The organism is Paraburkholderia lacunae (assembly GCF_003353175.1).
GTDB lineage: Bacteria > Pseudomonadota > Gammaproteobacteria > Burkholderiales > Burkholderiaceae > Paraburkholderia > Paraburkholderia lacunae.
The window spans coordinates 63,359-79,846 of sequence record NZ_QHKS01000033.1 but is presented as its reverse complement, the minus strand read 5'-3'; the positions used below and the strand labels follow the sequence as shown (position 1 = coordinate 79,846).

Below are 16,488 nucleotides of genomic sequence, written 5' to 3'. Positions count from 1 at the left end.
GCGCAAGAGCGATGGCGAACCGGGCGCGAAGACGCTGTGGATCGGCATGCAGCGAGTCATGGATGCTGTGATCACCATCCAGATCTTGCGCGACGGCTACGACACTTCTGTATAACGAGATGGCTTCAACCTGCCGGAAGCCAGTCCCAGACACTGCTGGCTCTGCGTATCCAGCAAAGAGGAAAACACCAGGCTGCCGTCGTCGTCAAAGGTTACGAATCCCCGGTCGAACAGAGCGTCGAGATGTGGCGCGAGCAATAAGACATTCGCCAGACTTAGTCGTTGCTCATCCGTTGAGTTGGCCCATCGCCGGATATGCGACACCCGCAAAAGCTCGTGGACACGTAGCCCCGTTACCTGGCAGCAACCGACGGCTGTCAACAGGTGGTCCCTAAGCAGGTCCTGTCCAATGCGCTGCTTGGCGTCCCGAAGGGCTTCTGTCGAGTTAAGTTTCCCCACCCGCGCTCGATACTCGTCTAACAAGAAATCTGCATCTTCCGGGAGCACGGGTGCCGGAGGCGGCAATTCCTCAGGCTCCCCCTTGATTTCAGTATTGCTGGCGACTCCCAGTTCAGCAAGAACGCTGTCCAGAGGCACCTGTCCCCTCCTTATCCGCTTCACCTTGTCGAGAAATGTAAGGAGGGTCGCGCTATCTGCAAACCCCAGCGTCGGCCAGCTCTCCGTTCCCCGATGTTTGTGTCCAGGCCGACCGCTAACTGCGATTTCCGCCTCCACCCATTCAACGACTCGCGCTGGCGAATGCTGCCCCAGTCGAACATAGCGAGATATCGCGAGCTCATACAGGTGACCTTGCGCAAGCTGCCCCCAGAAAAGCGAGCAGGCATCGCGAGAACTGCCGTCGGCCCGCACCTCAACGCCATGTGCGAGCCTGGGATGTCTCTCGCCGTCAGCTCCTTCCTTCATTCTAACGAGGCGTCTCTTCCCGCCAAAGGCCCTCTCTGCCTCGTAGACGATGTTTTCCCGTTCGGCATCTTGTGCCACGCTTTCCCCCCGGAGTCGCGCTTATCCCTCAAGACAATGCCATCAACGTCTGTTGATGTCCAATGTTTAGATGCCGAAAGCTGGGCAGCCTCACGTCCCGCTATAAGCACAGAGACTTTGTGGCGAGGATGCGACGTTTGCTCTCGGTGCGCGTGACGTCGTCAAGCCGACACATCGCCATCTGCGCGGGGGCGCCCACGCGACCACCCGGAATCAACGTGCGCACGCCGACAGACACTTACACATTTTGCCCAGACAATGCGCCCTGCCTCCCGCCATCCCCGCATGGATAAGGAACTCTATGGGAAAAATCTATATCCCGGCCAATAACGCCGAAGACTGGGCCCAATTCCTCGCAGAACCCGTAAGGCATTGGCGAATCGGCTATTCGGCCCGGAGCCTTGCCCACTGCTGGCAAGATGCCGATAGCTTTCCACCAGAGGTTTCAGAAGCCTTGAGTACCAGCGAAGCTCTTTGTGGGACCACAATGCTTCTTGGAATTCCGGAGCACCAGGTTGCGCTTCCCGGAGGCAGTACCAAGTCCCAGAGCGACATTTGGGTACTAGGAAAGCGAGATGAGCAACTGGTCTCCATTGCGATAGAAGGCAAGGTCCGCGAACCATTTGGTAGCACGGTGGCAGAGTGGCTCGAGTCGGGAACGCCCGGAAAGCGTGTTCGCCTCCAATTCCTGATTGAGACTCTCGGTCTGCACGAAGTACTGCCATCTATACGGTATCAATTGCTCCATAGGACTGCCTCGGCCATTCTCGAGGCGGAGCGCTTTAACGCCGGCCACGCGCTAATGCTTGTGCACTCATTCAGCCAGACGCAAGATTGGTTTGAGGACTATCAGGCGTTTGCTGCCTTGTTCGGTATCGATGCTGAGGTGAATCGAGTGCATGTGGCGAGGAAAGTTGGAAAGGTGACGCTGCACTTGGGTTGGGTCTGTGGTTCTGCCGAGTACCTCAGTCGCTAGCTGCAGTCGCTCCAGGAAAAATTATCAAGGGCGGTCGAGTGCTTCAGTTCATTTTGCGGAAGCAAGTGTCGATTCGGAACGAGCGGCCTAAAAAACGTATAGACCACGCGTTTTCAAAGTATGAGGACTCGAACATCATGGATATCGCCAATCTATGGCACTCGTCTCACGAATCAGCATGGGTCGACGCCCTTCACCACTACTGGAGCTTCGTCCGCCCCGAGAACCTGGCGTTAGAGCACGCAATGGACGGACTCAACATCGAGCGTCTACGTGACCTTGACTCTTACGGCTGGTACGCATTCCTTCGGGATGAGTATTTCCGCTGGAAATACACGGCGCCCAACCGCTACGCAACCACGACAGCCCAACTCCGTAGGTATCTGGAAAACGGTGGCCTCGACGAGCTTGACGCCGTTCGGCAGGCATTGTTGCATGCAGACCCGAACGACATTCAAGCGGGTCTAACTACAGCTCACCGTATCCGTGGCCTGGGCACGGCAGGTGCGTCCGGGCTGCTTGCGTTAATGTATCCAGCCAGGTTCGCGACTGTCGACCAGTTCGTGGTTATGGCGCTGCGAGAGCTCAAAGATTTGCCAGAAAAATATGCACTTCACCATATGAAGCCCGAGGGTCTCAGCGTGCGAGACGGCGTGACACTCATCGACATCATGCAACGGAAGGCCGCAGAACTGAATAGGCAGTTCGGCACGACCCAATGGACTCCTCGCAAAATCGATATGATTCTCTGGAGTAGCCGGCAGCGACGCGAGGTTCGCATACAAGGCCGTTAGAACAAGTGCACTTGTGAGGGTCAGCGGTGACATATTGTTGCTGCGTGCGACGCTATTTCGATGACGAGGTCTGCGGCCGACTGCAGGAAATCAGGCCGATACTGCCTATTCTCTATCGCCCGCCGGCATTGACGAGCTAATTCCCTATGACCTCTCTGGAGCCGTCTCCATGTTTTTGGAAAAAGCTCTGGACAACCTGCCTGCGCCCGCCGGAAGTCTTTGATTGTGAATTGAAGCACGCTGCAGACGCGAGGATGGGCACGCAGGCTCGTGAGGGGTGACTTGGCCGTTCCTGTTCCATCGCGTTACCGCCGATTTTGCAAAAATGGCGCGGTCGCCAGTAATGTCGCGTTACCAATCTCGCAAGGCCGTTTCACCTGTGTCTAACATCCCCTCCTACACTTCGAGCCGTGGTCACTGACATTGCACTCAACGTGTGAGGAGTAGCGAAGATGAACAAGAAAATTCTTGGCGCGGTTCTTGGTGTTGCGGTCCTGGCCGCATCGACCGCAGCATCGGCGCACGTGGACGTCGCCATTGGAGTGGGCGTCCCCGGGGCCGTGTATGCACCGGCAGAGCCTGTGTACGTTGCCCCTCCGCCCGTCGCCTATGCTCCCGCGCCTGTCGCCGTCGCGTACGGCGGTGACGACGACTGGCGCGCCCGCGAATGGCGCGAACGTCGCGAGTGGCGTGAACGTGAATGGCGCCGCCAGGAATGGCGCGAGCACGAGTGGCGCGAGCGTCGTGATTGGCGCGGGTATTGAAACGACGCCGGAAAGCGCCACATCCGACCAATCCAACCTCTGATTATCTTCGAATGAAAGCTAGTCCGATAAGAATCGCCTTGATTGCAGCGACGCTGGCCTTCGCAACGGCAGGCACGGCAAACGCCGCAGGCTGCTTCAAGGGTGCGGTGGTAGGCGGGGTCGCAGGGCATTACGCGGGGCACCACGCTGTCGTTGGTGCCGTCGGTGGCTGCATGGTCGGCAGGCACCTTGCGAAGCAACACGCTCAACAGGAAGCTCAACAGCAGGCCGCGCAACGTCAGGCAGCACCGGCGCAATAAAACGTCGTCCGCTTGGTGTACCCGGTGGAACCAGAAAATCGCTGGTCCACCGGGCACCTGACAACTACCTTTAGGTCATCAACTCGGCGCCAGACTCAACTGCGGCCAACTGTGACTTAAAGGCTGCACTGCAAACATGCGCTCCTTCGAGTCTCATCATCGGTCGGTTACGTTCTCCGGGACATGCGATTCGAGCGCGAACGGTATGCTGTGCGCGGTACTGTCGCCAAAGCCGGGGGAATTCGTCGAGGCGCCGGACATTCTTGACCTCGTCGAATCAGAGTCGGAGGCCGAGCACTTCGGCCTTGAATGTACGTGTGCCTCTTTCCACACCCAACACCTAACGAGCGGACTCCGCGAAATCAGTCCAACCTGCCCTGTCCAGCAAGTTCTATCAAGGTATCGACCACATGGCGCACCTTAGGTCGCAAATGAGCCACTTTCGGCCAGACGGCGTGCACATCTATAAATTCGCTCGAAATGTCCTCAAGAACTGAGAGCAATGCTCCCGACTCCAGATGTGGCCGTAGCAGGGACATGGGCATCTGGCAAAGCCCCATGCCCGCGACAGCAGCCTCAACAATCGAGTCACCGTCGCTGATTTGATGGGTCGCAGGTGGCGAAATCCGGCTGTGCTCTCCATTGACGTTGACTCGCCACGAAAGCGGCTGACCTCGGCGATAGCCAAGGATGCATGAGTGCCCTTGCAGGTCCTCAAGCGTGCGCGGTGTTCCGCGCTGCGCAAGATAGCCGGGTGATGCAGCAATCACCATGCGCTGGCTCGTAAGTCGACGGGCGACGAGACCGCTCGAACTTTCGAGTTCGCCGAAGCGCACGACAAGGTCAACACCTTCTTCAATCGGGTCAATCAGATGGTCCGAGAAGGTCATCGTGAACTGCAGGTCCGGATGTTTTCTGGCGATGTCCAGCAGGATTGGAACAAGTATCCGTCGTCCGAAGGCCGCGGGCATGTCAATCCGCAACCGACCTACAGGCCGCTGAAGGCTTGGGCCAAGAGCGGTTTCCGCTGCGGAGATTTCATCAAGCGCAGAAGCGCAGGCAGCGAAATATGCTTCGCCGTCGGCCGTGAGGGAGATGCTTCTGGTCGTGCGATGGAACAGTTGGGCGCCGAGGCGTTCTTCCAGTTTTGCGATTGCCTTCCCAACTGCCGACTTGGTGAGCCCAAGCTGTTCGGCCGCGTCGGTGAAACTGCGCGACTTCGCGGCGGTGACAAAAATCAGGATTCCGCTGAATGACTCGACCTGCGCCACTTTCTGCCCCATTGAAGAATTTTAATCTACATATAGGGCAGAAATTTCCACACTGTCAACTCAGAGTTGCACTAGGCGCCGGTCGATAGAGGGGCGTCGTCAGATGTTGACGGCGCAGCCTTTATTGGCGGCTTCGAGTGCGCAATTCGCGATTCGCAAAGCGCGAATTCCATCTCGGGGCGTCGCGGGCATCGGAGCATTGGTTTCGAGTGCGTTCAGGAAGCGGTCCAGTTCGACCTTGTACGAGTCCGCATGGCGCTCAAGAAAGAAATTGAGCAACGGTTCACGTGCCTCGGTCCTTTCGCTCGTCCAGCGACGCAGACTGGAGGGTCGATGGTTCTCATTCAGCACCATCCCCTTCGATCCGAACACTTCAACGCGCTGGTCGAATCCATACACCGCCTGTCGGGAACCGTTGATATGACATTGTTTCCCGGACGCAGTGCGCATCAATACCATCACGCTGTCAAAGTCCGGAAGCTCCTCCAGGCCCGGGTCGACGAGCCGACTTCCCATAGCCACCACTTCTACGGGTTCTTCGCCGAGTAGCCAGCGGGCAGTGTCGAAATCATGGATGGTCATGTCACGGAAGATTCCGCCCGAGTGCCGAAGATACTCACGCGGCGCAAGGCCAGGGTCGCGACTCGTGATGACGACCTGGCGAACGTCGCCGACCTCACCCTCTTCGATGGCCTGCTTGAGCCTCATGGCGTCCGGGTCGAAGCGTCGATTGAAGGCAAGCATCACGCGCCCGTTGAGACGCTCGATTTCTTCGACCGCGGCGAGCGCACGGTCCATGTCCAGGTCGATGGGCTTCTCGCAGAGTACCGGCTTGCCCAGCCGGACCGCCTGCAGCGTCAGGTCGATATGTGTGTCTGTCGGCGTGCCGACGATGATGGCGTCAACATCTTCTCGGTCAACTACAGACTTGCAATCAAGAGATGAGTCGCAACCGAGCTCTGCTGCGAGCGCCTCGAGCGCTTCCTTGTTCGGGTCTGCGACCGCGACGAGCTTCACTCTCCGGTCGGCGGCAACATTGGCCGCGTGAATTTTTCCGATGCGTCCAGCACCGAGAACAGCGATACGCAACATCTTAGTCTCCTATATCCCGTCGGCACATCAAGCACGCCAACGATTCACTCTTGATTCGGTAAGCGTCGATACGGCCTTCGCCCGTCGACACTCGTTGTTTGCATCTCCGGTGGAGAAGCGGTCCATTTGCTCTTACCTAATTCGGTAGAAGGAGCCTCGCAAATCAGTCGGCTGAGCCGCAAGATGTCGTCCAGACCAAACTCCTGGACTTCCGGCACACGGTCACCGCGCGCTTTCGCTACGGCCGTTGCGATGCGAAGCGCGTTTGAGCGCTCGCGCATCAACAGCTCGAGCGCTTCGACTAGAAAAGCGCGCTCTCTCTGCGATACCTTCGCTCCAATCACCTGGTCGTAAGCAGACATACGCTGGTCCCCAGAACAATGCGGCAATCAAAAACATCCCTAGGCGGTCTGTCAGCCCGAGGTGTAGCCCTGGTGGAAACGAAGTGCCAACCAGAGCTGGTTGCCTTCAAATCAGGCTGCGGATACTCCCGCCATCGACACCCCACACCGCAGAGGTGACGAACGACGCGAGGTCGGAAGCCATGAAAACAATCACGTTGGCCACTTCGTCCGGCTGGCCTAGGCGCTTCAGCGGCAACTGGCGCAGAGAAAGTTCGTGCTCGACCGCGTCTTTCGGAGCCATGCCGTGAAACTTGCCCATCGTGTCAGCAAATCCCCCATCTTTCGTCCAGAACGGTGTCCAGACTGGCCCCGGCGCAACAGCATTCACACGAATCCTGGGAGCTTCGGCTCGGGCGAGACCCTTTGTCAGCGCGAGCACCGCCGCCTTGGATGCGGAGTAGTCAATCGGAACAGGCTCCGGCTGGCGGGCCAGGTCCGATGCGTTGTTGATAATCACCGACTTCTCACGAGCTCGCAGCACCGGCAGGAGGTATCGACACGTCCGGACGTAGCTCATGAAATTGAGATTCATCGTGAAATCCCATTCCTCGTCCGAGAGTTCTTCGAACGTGCGAACCTTGCCTGCGCCAACGTTGTTGACGAGGATGTCCACCTGGCCGTTGTGTGACTGCAGGGCCGAATCGATGCCACTTTTGACGCCATCGGCCGTGGACAAATCCGCCTGAGCAATCGTGACGTTAGTGCCGAGCGAGCGCAATTCCGATTCGGTTTCTTTGAGAGCGTTCGCGTCGATGTCGATGAGGCAAAGACGCGCGCCTTCACGTGCGAAACCCAATGCTGTCGCACGTCCGATGCCTTGCGCCCCGCCCGTGATGAGCACAATCTTTCCTTCGAGGCCTGTCTCCATGATGTCTCCGTTTGATGTTGTGTACTTTGCGAGCGCTCAAAAAATCGACAACGTTTTCCTTTATTGATGGCGTCTGCTTTTTGAGGCCGAGCGCGAGCCGCGCCACGCGGTTGCAAGGCAGCAATTAAAAGATGCCGTGATACGACGGATTTAGCGGTTGTCGACCCGTTTGATGAACGGCCGGATGTCGACCGTGTCCCAAATTCCTGCCTTGTTAAACGGGTCCGCCTCTACGAAAGTCTTGATTTCTTCGATGCCGTCAGCTTCGTAGAGAAAGAAGCTGCCAATCATCGTCTGGCCGTCAGCTTTCGTCAGCGGGCCAGAGATGAGTGTCTTTACAGGTGCTGTTTGCAAATAGGCCTTGTGTGCGTCGTAGTTTTCAAGGCGGCGCTCGACCATATTCGGGTGGTCAAGACAGTAGACAGTGAAATTCATTTTCGTCTCCTTGTTTCGTTTCAGGCGTTCGAATTACGGTTCCCATCTTTCAGGCGTCAGGTCGTCACCGCGGTCGGTGCGACGCCATAAAAGGCATCCTGCAGAAGCCCAAGTACGGGTTCACGTTCAATTTGACGCGGATTCCAATACGGATTCGAGCTGGCAATATCCGCAGCCTTCGAAACGTCTTCAGCGGACATGCCGATGTCTTTCAACGCGAGGGGAGCCCCGCAGCGCTTAGCGAGCTCGTACACACCCAACGCAGCATCTTCGGAACCGAGTGCACGTGCAATCCGCTGCATCGCCTTCGGAGCGGCCTGCCGGTTGTATGCGAGCGCATGGGGCAGAACGATGGTATGTGTCTGGGCATGCGGCAGGTTGAAACTTCCGCCAAGCGTATGACATAACTTATGGTGAAGCGCCATGCCCACGCTACCCAGCACCGTTCCGCAGAGCCAGGCACCGTACTGCGCTTCAGCGCGAGCTTCCACGTTTTGGGCGTCTGCAACGATAGCTGGTAAAGCACGCGCCAGAGCAGCGATACCTTCTTCCGCCATCAAGCTTGTTACGGGATTCTCATCCCGCGAGTAGAGCGCCTCAGCGGCATGGGCAATTGCGTTGATGCCGCTCGTGACCGATAGCGCGACCGGAAGTGACATCGTCAGGTCCGCATCGTAAATCACTGTCTTTGGCAACACGCGCAGGTCAGTCCCTGTCTTCTTCAGGCCCGCATCAGTGATGCCATAGATAGGCGTCATTTCGCTGCCGGCATAAGTCGTCGGTACGGCGAGAATCGGCAGGTCTGATTCGAGCGCGATTGCCTTGCCCAAACCTATTGTCGAGCCGCCTCCAACAGCTATGGCGCAATCGGCCTTCAGTTCTCTCGCCAGTGCGCGAGCTTCTTTGGCCAACTCGAGCGGCACATGCATGACCGCGCGGTCGAAAACAGCGGCGGCTCGTGACCCCAAGCGCGCAGCGAGGGCTTCGCCCGTCTCTTTTTGCTCCGGGCTACACAGAATGAGTGCTCGTTCCGAATTCAGCTGAAGCACCTCACGCTCAAGGTGCTGCAAACTGCCCGGGCCAAAGACAACTCGACCAGCACGTGCCTGATAAACAAACTCACGCTTTTGCATTAAGTAACTCCGCTGTACGCTCGAAACTCAGCCTGGATTCCAACTGGTAGTCGACCTGGAACCGCGCGGTGCGAAGGTCACCGAGTTCGTTTCGCACGCGCAGATGTTCGGGATGAGACGCATATGCATCCAACGCTTCCTGCGAGTCGAACTCCGTGATGAGAACGGCGTCGCACGCGTAATCGACCTGGCTGTAGTCAAGTCCGACTTCAAGGTGCCGCATCCCGGGGATACAGCCACGCAAGCCCTCGAAACTGGTCTTAACAAGGTTGGAAGCAGCTAGCCGCTCCGCAGGCGAGTCACCTCTGACTCGCCACATGACGATATGCCGAATCATGCGTGGACCTCCGACGGGTTAAGCACAAAGTCGTATTCGAGCGAGTACCAAGGGACCGTCATTTCCCGGCCGTCCGGTGCCACGCCCGGCTCGTGACGCTTCCACTCGGAAATCAGCGATGAGCGGACTCCGAATACGACGTCCGAGTCGAGATACTGGTCTCCATCACGAAACACATGCGTGATGAGCGTTTCGTAACCGGGCGCTTCAATCATGAAGTGAAGATGGGCTGGCCGCCACGGATGACGACCGACAGCGGCCAGCATGCGACCAACGGGCCCGTCGTGCGGGATGGGATACGCCTCGGCAAGAATGGAGCGGAAGTTGAAAAACCCTTCTGCATCCGCCTTCAATCGGCCACGGCCGCGATGAATGGCGTTGCCTGCCTCGTCGAGGTTCTGGACATCGTAGAAACCATCTTCGTCCGATTGCCAAACGTCAATTTGTGCGTTCGCGATGCTTTCGCCGCTGGCGCCGCGAACCTGCCCATTCACATAGCAGGGCGCGCCTTTCGCACCGTTCGAAATGTCGTCGCCGTTGTTATAGAGGGGCGCTCCCTCGACATAGAACGGCCCGAACACGGTTGCTTCCGTGCAATTTGAGGGCTTCCGATTGTTCTGCGACATGACCAACATCGAAAGGCCAAGCGTGTCAGACAGCAGAATGAACTCCTGCCGTTTGTCATCGGTGATGTGTCCTACTTCCGTCAGAAACTTGATTGCTTTGAACCACTCGTCCTCAGTGAGATGAACGTCGCGGGCAAAAGCGTGGAGATGTTGAACCAGGCTCGTCATTACGGTCCTCAGTCTCGCGTTCTTGCAGTCTGCGAGCGAGGCGATAACGGCTTGAGTGATGGTGTCTTCGTTGATGTTGCGCATCGTGCGTGTCTCCGTTGTGCGCTCAAGGCGTCTGAAAACGAAAGGTAATGGGTCGCCCGAGTAAATAAAATGCCCCGAAGTGAAATGACATTTCCTCCCCCCGGAAGAATCGAGCTGTAAGCGCGCAATTCAGTCCTCTAAGGTCCACAGAATCGCCCACCGACACCTCCTTATTGTAGAAATTAATTCTACAAATCGGCGATTCCGAGTCGGTTTATCAATCACTTCTTCTACGGCATATTGGGCTCCGAAGGGGTGGAAGAATCCCTTTCGAATTTTCCGACTGGATGCTAAGAGGTAGACGATGGACCGCTGGACGCAATTGCAGTTGTTTGTGCTCACTGCCGATTTGGGCAGCCTGTCGAAGGCGGCCGAGCAACTCGACATGTCGAACGCTGCGGCCAGTCGCACTTTGAGCTCGTTGGAAGAGCGCCTCGGCGCACGGTTGATAGAGCGGACGACCCGGCGCATGTGGCTCACTGACGCCGGTCGTGAATATCACCGTCGCTGCACTGCAGTCATTTCTGAGTTGTCCGAGGCCGACTCGATTGCCTCCGAAGAGGCAGTCAGTCCTCGGGGCGTGCTTCGCGTGACCAGCTCGGTGTCGTTCGCGATGATGCACATCGCGCCGGCGCTCTCCGAGTTCCTCAAACGCTATCCCAACCTCTCTGTTCAAATCGTCGCGACGAATCAGTATCAGAACTTCATCGAAGCCGGAATAGACATTGCAATCCGTACCAAGGAGCATGAAGGAGATTCAGGCATCACTATTCGACGTCTTGCGGAGACCCGACGAATTTTGGCTGCATCGCCGGCATACCTTGCGGTTCACGGTCGTCCTCAAAACCCGGAGGACCTGGAGCAGCACAAGATGCTTGTCTACAACCTCGCCGTTGACCCGTACTTGCTACATCTTCGTCGAGGAAAGGAAGAACGCAATGTCGCCATCACGAGTGCCCTGGACTCAAATGAAGGCCAGGTCATCGTGGCTGCGGGACGCGCGGGACTCGGGATTGTTGTTCAGCCTCTTTACATCATCCACGAGGACATCGTGTCGGGGCGCCTTGTTCCGGTGCTTGAGGACTGGCAATTGCCGCGTCTGACCATCAACCTGGCTTATCAAAGCAGGCGTTACCAGCCAGCGAAAATTAGAGTTTTCACTGAGTTCCTCATTGAACGCGTGAAAGGTCTCAATCTCGAAGAACGCTGGATGACCTTCGCGACTTGAAGAAATCACACAACAGAGGCCTCGCCGTCATAGACACCGTCGACGTTCACCGATATTTCCGCCTAGCGGAAATATGATTTCGGCTCAGAGCATGTTTTTCTATAGAGGACGGCCATACCCTATAAAAACAAAATCCCCGCTCAGGGGAACCGGAGCCCATGATGCCCAGGAGACACCTATGAACTATCCATCTTTACCGCCTCGCCACCGAGCGCTTCCTCTTCGACCCTTCCGCCTGTAATCGGTCGGGTAACACATCAACAACCGAACGCTGTGCGTTTGCGGAAGACCACTTTGGTCTTGTCCGCACGGTGATTTGTTGTCTTCATTTTAAGGATAGAGATGAAAGCCGTCCGATTCCATGGCAAGCACGACCTTCGCATTGACGACGTCGAAGAGCCAGGCGAACTCAGTCCCGACCAAGTCCTCGTGCGTCCAACGTTCTGCGGAATCTGCGGCACGGACCTTCACGAGTACGACCACGGGCCCAACTGGACATCCGCGGAATCGAATCCCTACAGCGGTGCCGCGCTTCCGCAAATTCTTGGCCATGAATTCTCTGGCGAGGTCCTTGCGGTCGGCGACGCCGTGACGAGCGTCTCACCGGGTGACCGAGTTTCCATACAACCGCAGATTGGTCCCCGCGAAGACTATTTCGGACGGCGCAATCTGCCTTTCCTTGGCCCCAATGCCTCAGTCGTCGGTCTGAGTTGGCCGTGGGGCGGCATGGCAGAAAAAGCAGTCGTCCAGGAATCGAACGCAATTGTGCTGCCATCGGACATCACGGACCAGCAAGGGGCACTTGTCGAACCCGCTGCCGTGGGTGTGCATGCCGTCGACCGTTCAGGTGTTAAAGCTGGCGACTCCATACTCATCACTGGCGCGGGAACCATCGGTGCGATGGCAGTTCTCGCGGCACGTGCGTCCGGTGTCACGAATATCTTTGTGAGCGAGCCAAACGCGAATCGGCGCGAGCGATTGCAGCGCATGGACATGGGCGTAACTGTTCTTGACCCTTTATCAACTGACGTCGCTGCGCATATTCGAAGTACGACTCTCGAAGGCATTGGAGCGGATGCGGCTATCGAATGCTCCGGCAACGGTCGAGCCTTCAGCACGTGCGTTGATGCCGTACGCGCCCAAGGCGTGGTCGTTCAAGTCGGGCTGATGCCCGGAAAGATTGAAGCCGACCCGTTCCGCTGGACAGTCAAGGACCTCACCATCAGGGGTTCGCTGAACTACCCCCTCACCATCTGGCCACGCATCTTCTCAATGATGCGTAGCGGACTTTTTCCGGTCGAGAAAGTGGTCGACGCAGAAGTCGATATGAACGACGTCAAGGAGCAAGGGTTTGACGCATTGCTCGCGCCAAGAAGCGCAAAGCTGAAGATTCTCGTCAGCATAAACAGCTGAGAAAAGCGTTGCTCAAAGCAGTCACAAAAGACTTATCACTGAAGGAGACAAAACATGAAAGCATTCATCGCAGGCGTTGCAGTTATGGCCACGGTGTTGGCGTCACCGAACCTGTTAGCCGCGCCGACCATGACAATCCCCGTCATCGTGAAGAACACCAGCGTCCCGTTTTGGCAGGCCGTCTTCGCTGGAGCATGTACCGCCGGAAAGAAATATGGCGTCACGGTGCCCAGACTCGGTGCCAGCAGCGAGGCTGATATGTCCGGCCAAATCGGCATTTTCGAGAATGCCGTTTCGGGGAAGCCCGCGGCAATCGTCATCACGCCGGTCTCAGCTGAAGCACTCGGACCTGCTATCGACGAAGCGGCCACCAAGATTCCGGTGGTTGTCGCGGACACTCCGTCCAACTCGAAGCAGGTCGCCGCAACGGTGATGACGGACAACGTCGCTGCAGGCCGACTCGGGGCCGATACCCTCGCCCAAGAGATTCAAAAGAAATACGGCAAGGCTGAGGGCCAAGTTGCGATTCTGCAGTTTCTCCCAGGCGTGAAGTCGGTTCAGGACCGCGTCGACGGATTCAAAGACCAGGTCGCCAAAAAGTATCCTGGTCTGAAGGTGGTCACGACCCGCATCGGTGACGGCTCAGTAACCGGCTCCCTCAATACGACCCTTGACGTACTGTCGACCTTTCCCCAACTTCGCGGAATCTTCGGGGACACCTTCTACAGCGGCCTAGGCGTCGGCCAAGGCATTGCAGAAACGAAGGCAAAGGACCGCGTGATGGGGGTCACCGTCGACTCGACCGATGAACTCGTCAAGCTCGTTCGAAGCGGTGACATGAAGGCACTGATTGTTCAAGACCCGTTTCAAATGGGCTACTTATCCATCGAAACGGCGGTTAAGAAGGTCAAGGGCGAGAAGGTCAACACCTTCGTCGACACGGGAGTACACGTCATCCGTAGTGCGGACCTCGACACGCCCGAAGGCAAGCGCCTGCTCAATCCAGACCTCAGCTGCCGTTGATACGTGTCAGCGAACACAAGGAGAGGCGACATGAACGAACCTTTGTTCACGCTACGCGGATTGAGTAAGGTCTATCCAGGCACTACCGCGTTGAAATCAATAGACCTGGAGCTCCGCAAAGGCGAAGTCCATGCAATCGTAGGTGAGAACGGGGCTGGGAAATCGACACTCATCAAGATACTTACTGGCGCCGTGCAGAAGACGACCGGCTCGCTCGTCTGGGACGGCACGCCGGTCGAGTTCGCAGGCCCCCCAGACGCGCTGAAGCTTGGCATCGCGGCAATCCATCAAGAAGTCGTTCTTTGCCCGCATCTCAGCGTGGCTGCGAATCTCTACCTTGGCCACGAGGAAACAAACTTCGGCATGATGCGCCGCCGAAAGATGCTCTCAGATGGCCGTGCTTTGCTAGAGCGCGTCGGCTTCGACATCGACGCTTCGAGGCGCCTCGGAGATTTGACAATCGGACAGCAGCAACTTGTGGCTACTGCACGAGCCGCTGCCGGTGACACACGACTCATCATCTTCGACGAACCAACGGCTTACCTGACACGAAGCGAGACCGACCAACTTTTCAAGCTCATCCGAGAACTCAATACGCGCGGCGTGACCATCGTGTATATCAGCCACCGGATGGAAGAGATTCTCGAACTCGCTGACCGAGCCAGCGTCATGCGTGACGGAAGCCTCATTTCGACGCACCAAGTTAAAGGCGTTGATGCCGAGCCACTCACGGCGCGGCTTGTAAAGGACATGGTCGCCCGCGAGGTTGCGGATGTTCATTTCAAGGCCGAAGTGCCCATCGGCGAAGAACTCATTCGAGTTGAAGGATTGTCTGGCGAGGACTTCGGAGACATATCGCTGACGGTTCGACGCGGAGAAATCGTCGGCCTCTACGGACTGATTGGCTCCGGGCGCAGCGAGTTCGTCGAAACGCTCTTCGGTCGCCGGAAGCAATCCGCAGGCTCGGTCACATGGTGTGGAAAGCCTCTTCGCATCCGGTCGGAGCGAGATGCAGTCAAGGCGGGTATCGCCCTCCTGCCCGAAAGCCGCCGCGACCAGGGGCTATGTCTCAATCTGCCAGTTCGATTGAATCTCAACCTGGCCAGCTATCCGTCGATTTCATTTGGCGGTCTGATTCGTCGAGGTGACGAACGCAGGAACGCCAGCAGCCAGGTGAAGGCGTTGTCCATTCGCACGTCTGGCGTCGAAGTCAACGCATCATCACTTTCCGGAGGAAACCAGCAGAAAGTCGTTCTCGGCAAGTGGCTGATTCCCGGCGCAGACCTCTTCATCGTGGACGAGCCGACCGTTGGCGTCGACGTCGGAGCGAAGAGCGAAATCTACAAACTCTTCGCCAAGCTGCTGGAAGAAGGTGCCGGAATCATCCTGATTTCTTCGTATCTGCCTGAGGTCTACGACCTTGCCGACATGTTGCACGTCTTCCGAAAGGGAAAGGTGGCGGCCAGTGCGGCTCCCAACTCAACTTCCCACGAGGCGATTCTCGCGGCTGCAATCGGCGCGTAACGGCTTCACAGCCGCTTTTCTGAATTCAATCGAGGATGAAAATGTCGACCCTTCAATCTCCCTCAACAGTGTCAAAGCTCGGTCGGATGACCTGGCTGCTGGACCTCACGCTATTTCTTGTCCTCGTTCTCCTGTGGGTAGCGTTGTCCTTAGCGACACCGAACTTCCTGACGGAAGAGAACATCACGAACCTCATGCGGCAAGTGTCGTTCTGGGCCATCATCGCGATTGGCCAGACATTCGTCATGATTACCGCTGGCATCGACCTCTCGGTGGGTGCCGTCGTGGGGCTTTCGTCAGTCGTGGTGGCGATGCTAATTAAGAGTGGGCTGCCAATCAGCGCTGCGATTTTTCTGACCCTCCTGAATGGAGTCGTGATTGGTGCGTTTCACGGATTCTGCACCACCAGACTCGGACTCCCGCCTTTCATCACGACGCTCGCAACTCTCACTTCGCTGCGCGGTTTCACCCTCCTGATTACGCGTGGAGAACCGGTGGCAGGTCTTCCGATGGCGTTCACATCATTTGCACGTGGTTCGTTCCTAGGCGTGCCGACGCTTTTCTGGATGGTCTTGGTCGTAGCAGTCCCAGGATACTTCCTGCTGCATCGGTCCAAGTGGGGCCGCTACCTTTTTGCAGTCGGCTCGAATAAAGAGGCGGTTCGACTGTCTGGTGTGAACGTCTCCCTCGTTATCTATATCGCCTACATCGTATCCGCCGTATGCGCTGCGCTCGTGGGCATCCTCGTGGCGAGCCGACTCAGTATCGGCATGGCGACCACCGGCGAGGGCTGGGAACTACAGTCGATTGCTTCGGCCGTCATCGGGGGAGCAAGTCTCTTTGGAGCGGTCGGAAACATTCAGGGGCCGATTATCGGCGCGGCCCTCCTCACCACCTTGGCGCAGGGCGCGAACCTCCTGAACATCGACCCGTTCTGGCAACGAATCGTGACTGGCATTCTCATTATTGTCATCGTGTTCCTGGACCAGATGCGTCGCAAGGGTCGCTAGGACAGCAACCGAAGGCGCATGACGCCTCCATCAT

Annotated in this window: 18 protein-coding genes; 9 read left to right on the top strand and 9 right to left on the bottom strand. The window is 57.3% G+C overall.

Translation table 11 applies throughout. The features are described 5' to 3' along the window. Positions 1–96 precede the first annotated feature (96 nt). Entirely contained in the window at positions 97–1,002 is a 906-nt protein-coding gene (locus tag DLM46_RS33245; protein WP_115108077.1) for an HNH endonuclease, read from the bottom strand. A 301-nt stretch (positions 1,003–1,303) separates the two neighbouring features. On the opposite strand from DLM46_RS33245, the gene DLM46_RS33240 reads away from it, so the two are divergent. The 4 genes from DLM46_RS33240 (at position 1,304) to DLM46_RS40670 (ending at position 3,838) form a co-directional block, all read left to right on the top strand. Beyond that, the gene (locus DLM46_RS33240; protein WP_115108075.1) at positions 1,304–1,978 is read left to right on the top strand and encodes a DUF6946 family protein; all 675 of its coding nucleotides are present in this window, start codon (positions 1,304–1,306) and stop codon (positions 1,976–1,978) included. A gap of 137 nt (positions 1,979–2,115) precedes the next feature. Further along, positions 2,116–2,772 (top strand): hypothetical protein, encoded by a 657-nt coding sequence (locus tag DLM46_RS33235; RefSeq protein WP_133300419.1) that lies wholly within the window; start codon positions 2,116–2,118, stop codon positions 2,770–2,772. Between the two features lie 452 nt (positions 2,773–3,224). Beyond that, positions 3,225–3,536: a hypothetical protein gene (locus DLM46_RS33230; RefSeq protein WP_115108071.1), complete on the top strand. Its 312-nt coding sequence runs from the start codon at positions 3,225–3,227 to the stop codon at positions 3,534–3,536. Positions 3,537–3,589: 53 nt separating this feature from the next. Next, positions 3,590–3,838, top strand: coding sequence for a hypothetical protein (locus tag DLM46_RS40670; RefSeq protein WP_115108069.1), 249 nt, complete (start codon positions 3,590–3,592; stop codon positions 3,836–3,838). A 362-nt stretch (positions 3,839–4,200) separates the two neighbouring features. On the opposite strand, the gene DLM46_RS33220 is transcribed toward DLM46_RS40670, so the two are convergent. From DLM46_RS33220 to DLM46_RS33185, 8 genes are all read right to left on the bottom strand, one after another. Further along, complete coding sequence (locus DLM46_RS33220) at positions 4,201–5,109, bottom strand: LysR family transcriptional regulator (protein WP_115108097.1); 909 nt, start codon at positions 5,107–5,109, stop codon at positions 4,201–4,203. A gap of 99 nt (positions 5,110–5,208) precedes the next feature. After that, a complete protein-coding gene (iolG, locus tag DLM46_RS33215) occupies positions 5,209–6,201 on the bottom strand; it encodes an inositol 2-dehydrogenase (RefSeq protein ID WP_115108067.1) in 993 nt (330 codons plus the stop codon). A 44-nt stretch (positions 6,202–6,245) separates the two neighbouring features. Continuing rightward, positions 6,246–6,563 (bottom strand): hypothetical protein, encoded by a 318-nt coding sequence (locus DLM46_RS33210; RefSeq protein WP_115108065.1) that lies wholly within the window; start codon positions 6,561–6,563, stop codon positions 6,246–6,248. A 106-nt stretch (positions 6,564–6,669) separates the two neighbouring features. Further along, positions 6,670–7,473: an SDR family NAD(P)-dependent oxidoreductase gene (locus tag DLM46_RS33205; RefSeq protein WP_115108063.1), complete on the bottom strand. Its 804-nt coding sequence runs from the start codon at positions 7,471–7,473 to the stop codon at positions 6,670–6,672. Between the two features lie 150 nt (positions 7,474–7,623). Continuing rightward, entirely contained in the window at positions 7,624–7,908 is a 285-nt protein-coding gene (locus tag DLM46_RS33200) for a YciI family protein (RefSeq protein WP_083084423.1), read from the bottom strand. A 56-nt stretch (positions 7,909–7,964) separates the two neighbouring features. Continuing rightward, positions 7,965–9,041: a maleylacetate reductase gene (locus DLM46_RS33195; protein WP_115108060.1), complete on the bottom strand. Its 1,077-nt coding sequence runs from the start codon at positions 9,039–9,041 to the stop codon at positions 7,965–7,967. Further along, positions 9,028–9,378 (bottom strand): Dabb family protein, encoded by a 351-nt coding sequence (locus DLM46_RS33190; protein WP_115108059.1) that lies wholly within the window; start codon positions 9,376–9,378, stop codon positions 9,028–9,030. Before DLM46_RS33190 ends, DLM46_RS33195 begins: the two co-directional genes overlap by 14 nt. Further along, positions 9,375–10,256 (bottom strand): intradiol ring-cleavage dioxygenase, encoded by an 882-nt coding sequence (locus tag DLM46_RS33185; RefSeq protein ID WP_115108057.1) that lies wholly within the window; start codon positions 10,254–10,256, stop codon positions 9,375–9,377. Before DLM46_RS33185 ends, DLM46_RS33190 begins: the two co-directional genes overlap by 4 nt. A gap of 304 nt (positions 10,257–10,560) precedes the next feature. Here DLM46_RS33185 and DLM46_RS33180 point away from each other — a divergent pair, with 304 nt between their 5' ends. The 5 genes from DLM46_RS33180 to DLM46_RS33160 all read left to right on the top strand — a co-directional run bounded on the left by DLM46_RS33180 (position 10,561) and on the right by DLM46_RS33160 (position 16,454). Next, positions 10,561–11,484 (top strand): LysR family transcriptional regulator, encoded by a 924-nt coding sequence (locus DLM46_RS33180; RefSeq protein WP_115108056.1) that lies wholly within the window; start codon positions 10,561–10,563, stop codon positions 11,482–11,484. Positions 11,485–11,826: 342 nt separating this feature from the next. After that, positions 11,827–12,897, top strand: a complete 1,071-nt coding sequence (locus DLM46_RS33175) for a 2,3-butanediol dehydrogenase (protein WP_115108054.1) — start codon at positions 11,827–11,829, stop codon at positions 12,895–12,897. A gap of 54 nt (positions 12,898–12,951) precedes the next feature. Next, positions 12,952–13,920 (top strand): ABC transporter substrate-binding protein, encoded by a 969-nt coding sequence (locus tag DLM46_RS33170; RefSeq protein WP_115108052.1) that lies wholly within the window; start codon positions 12,952–12,954, stop codon positions 13,918–13,920. 30 nt (positions 13,921–13,950) lie between these two features. Further along, positions 13,951–15,444: a sugar ABC transporter ATP-binding protein gene (locus DLM46_RS33165; RefSeq protein ID WP_115108050.1), complete on the top strand. Its 1,494-nt coding sequence runs from the start codon at positions 13,951–13,953 to the stop codon at positions 15,442–15,444. A gap of 41 nt (positions 15,445–15,485) precedes the next feature. Then, positions 15,486–16,454, top strand: coding sequence for an ABC transporter permease (locus DLM46_RS33160; protein ID WP_115108095.1), 969 nt, complete (start codon positions 15,486–15,488; stop codon positions 16,452–16,454). Positions 16,455–16,488 lie beyond the last annotated feature (34 nt).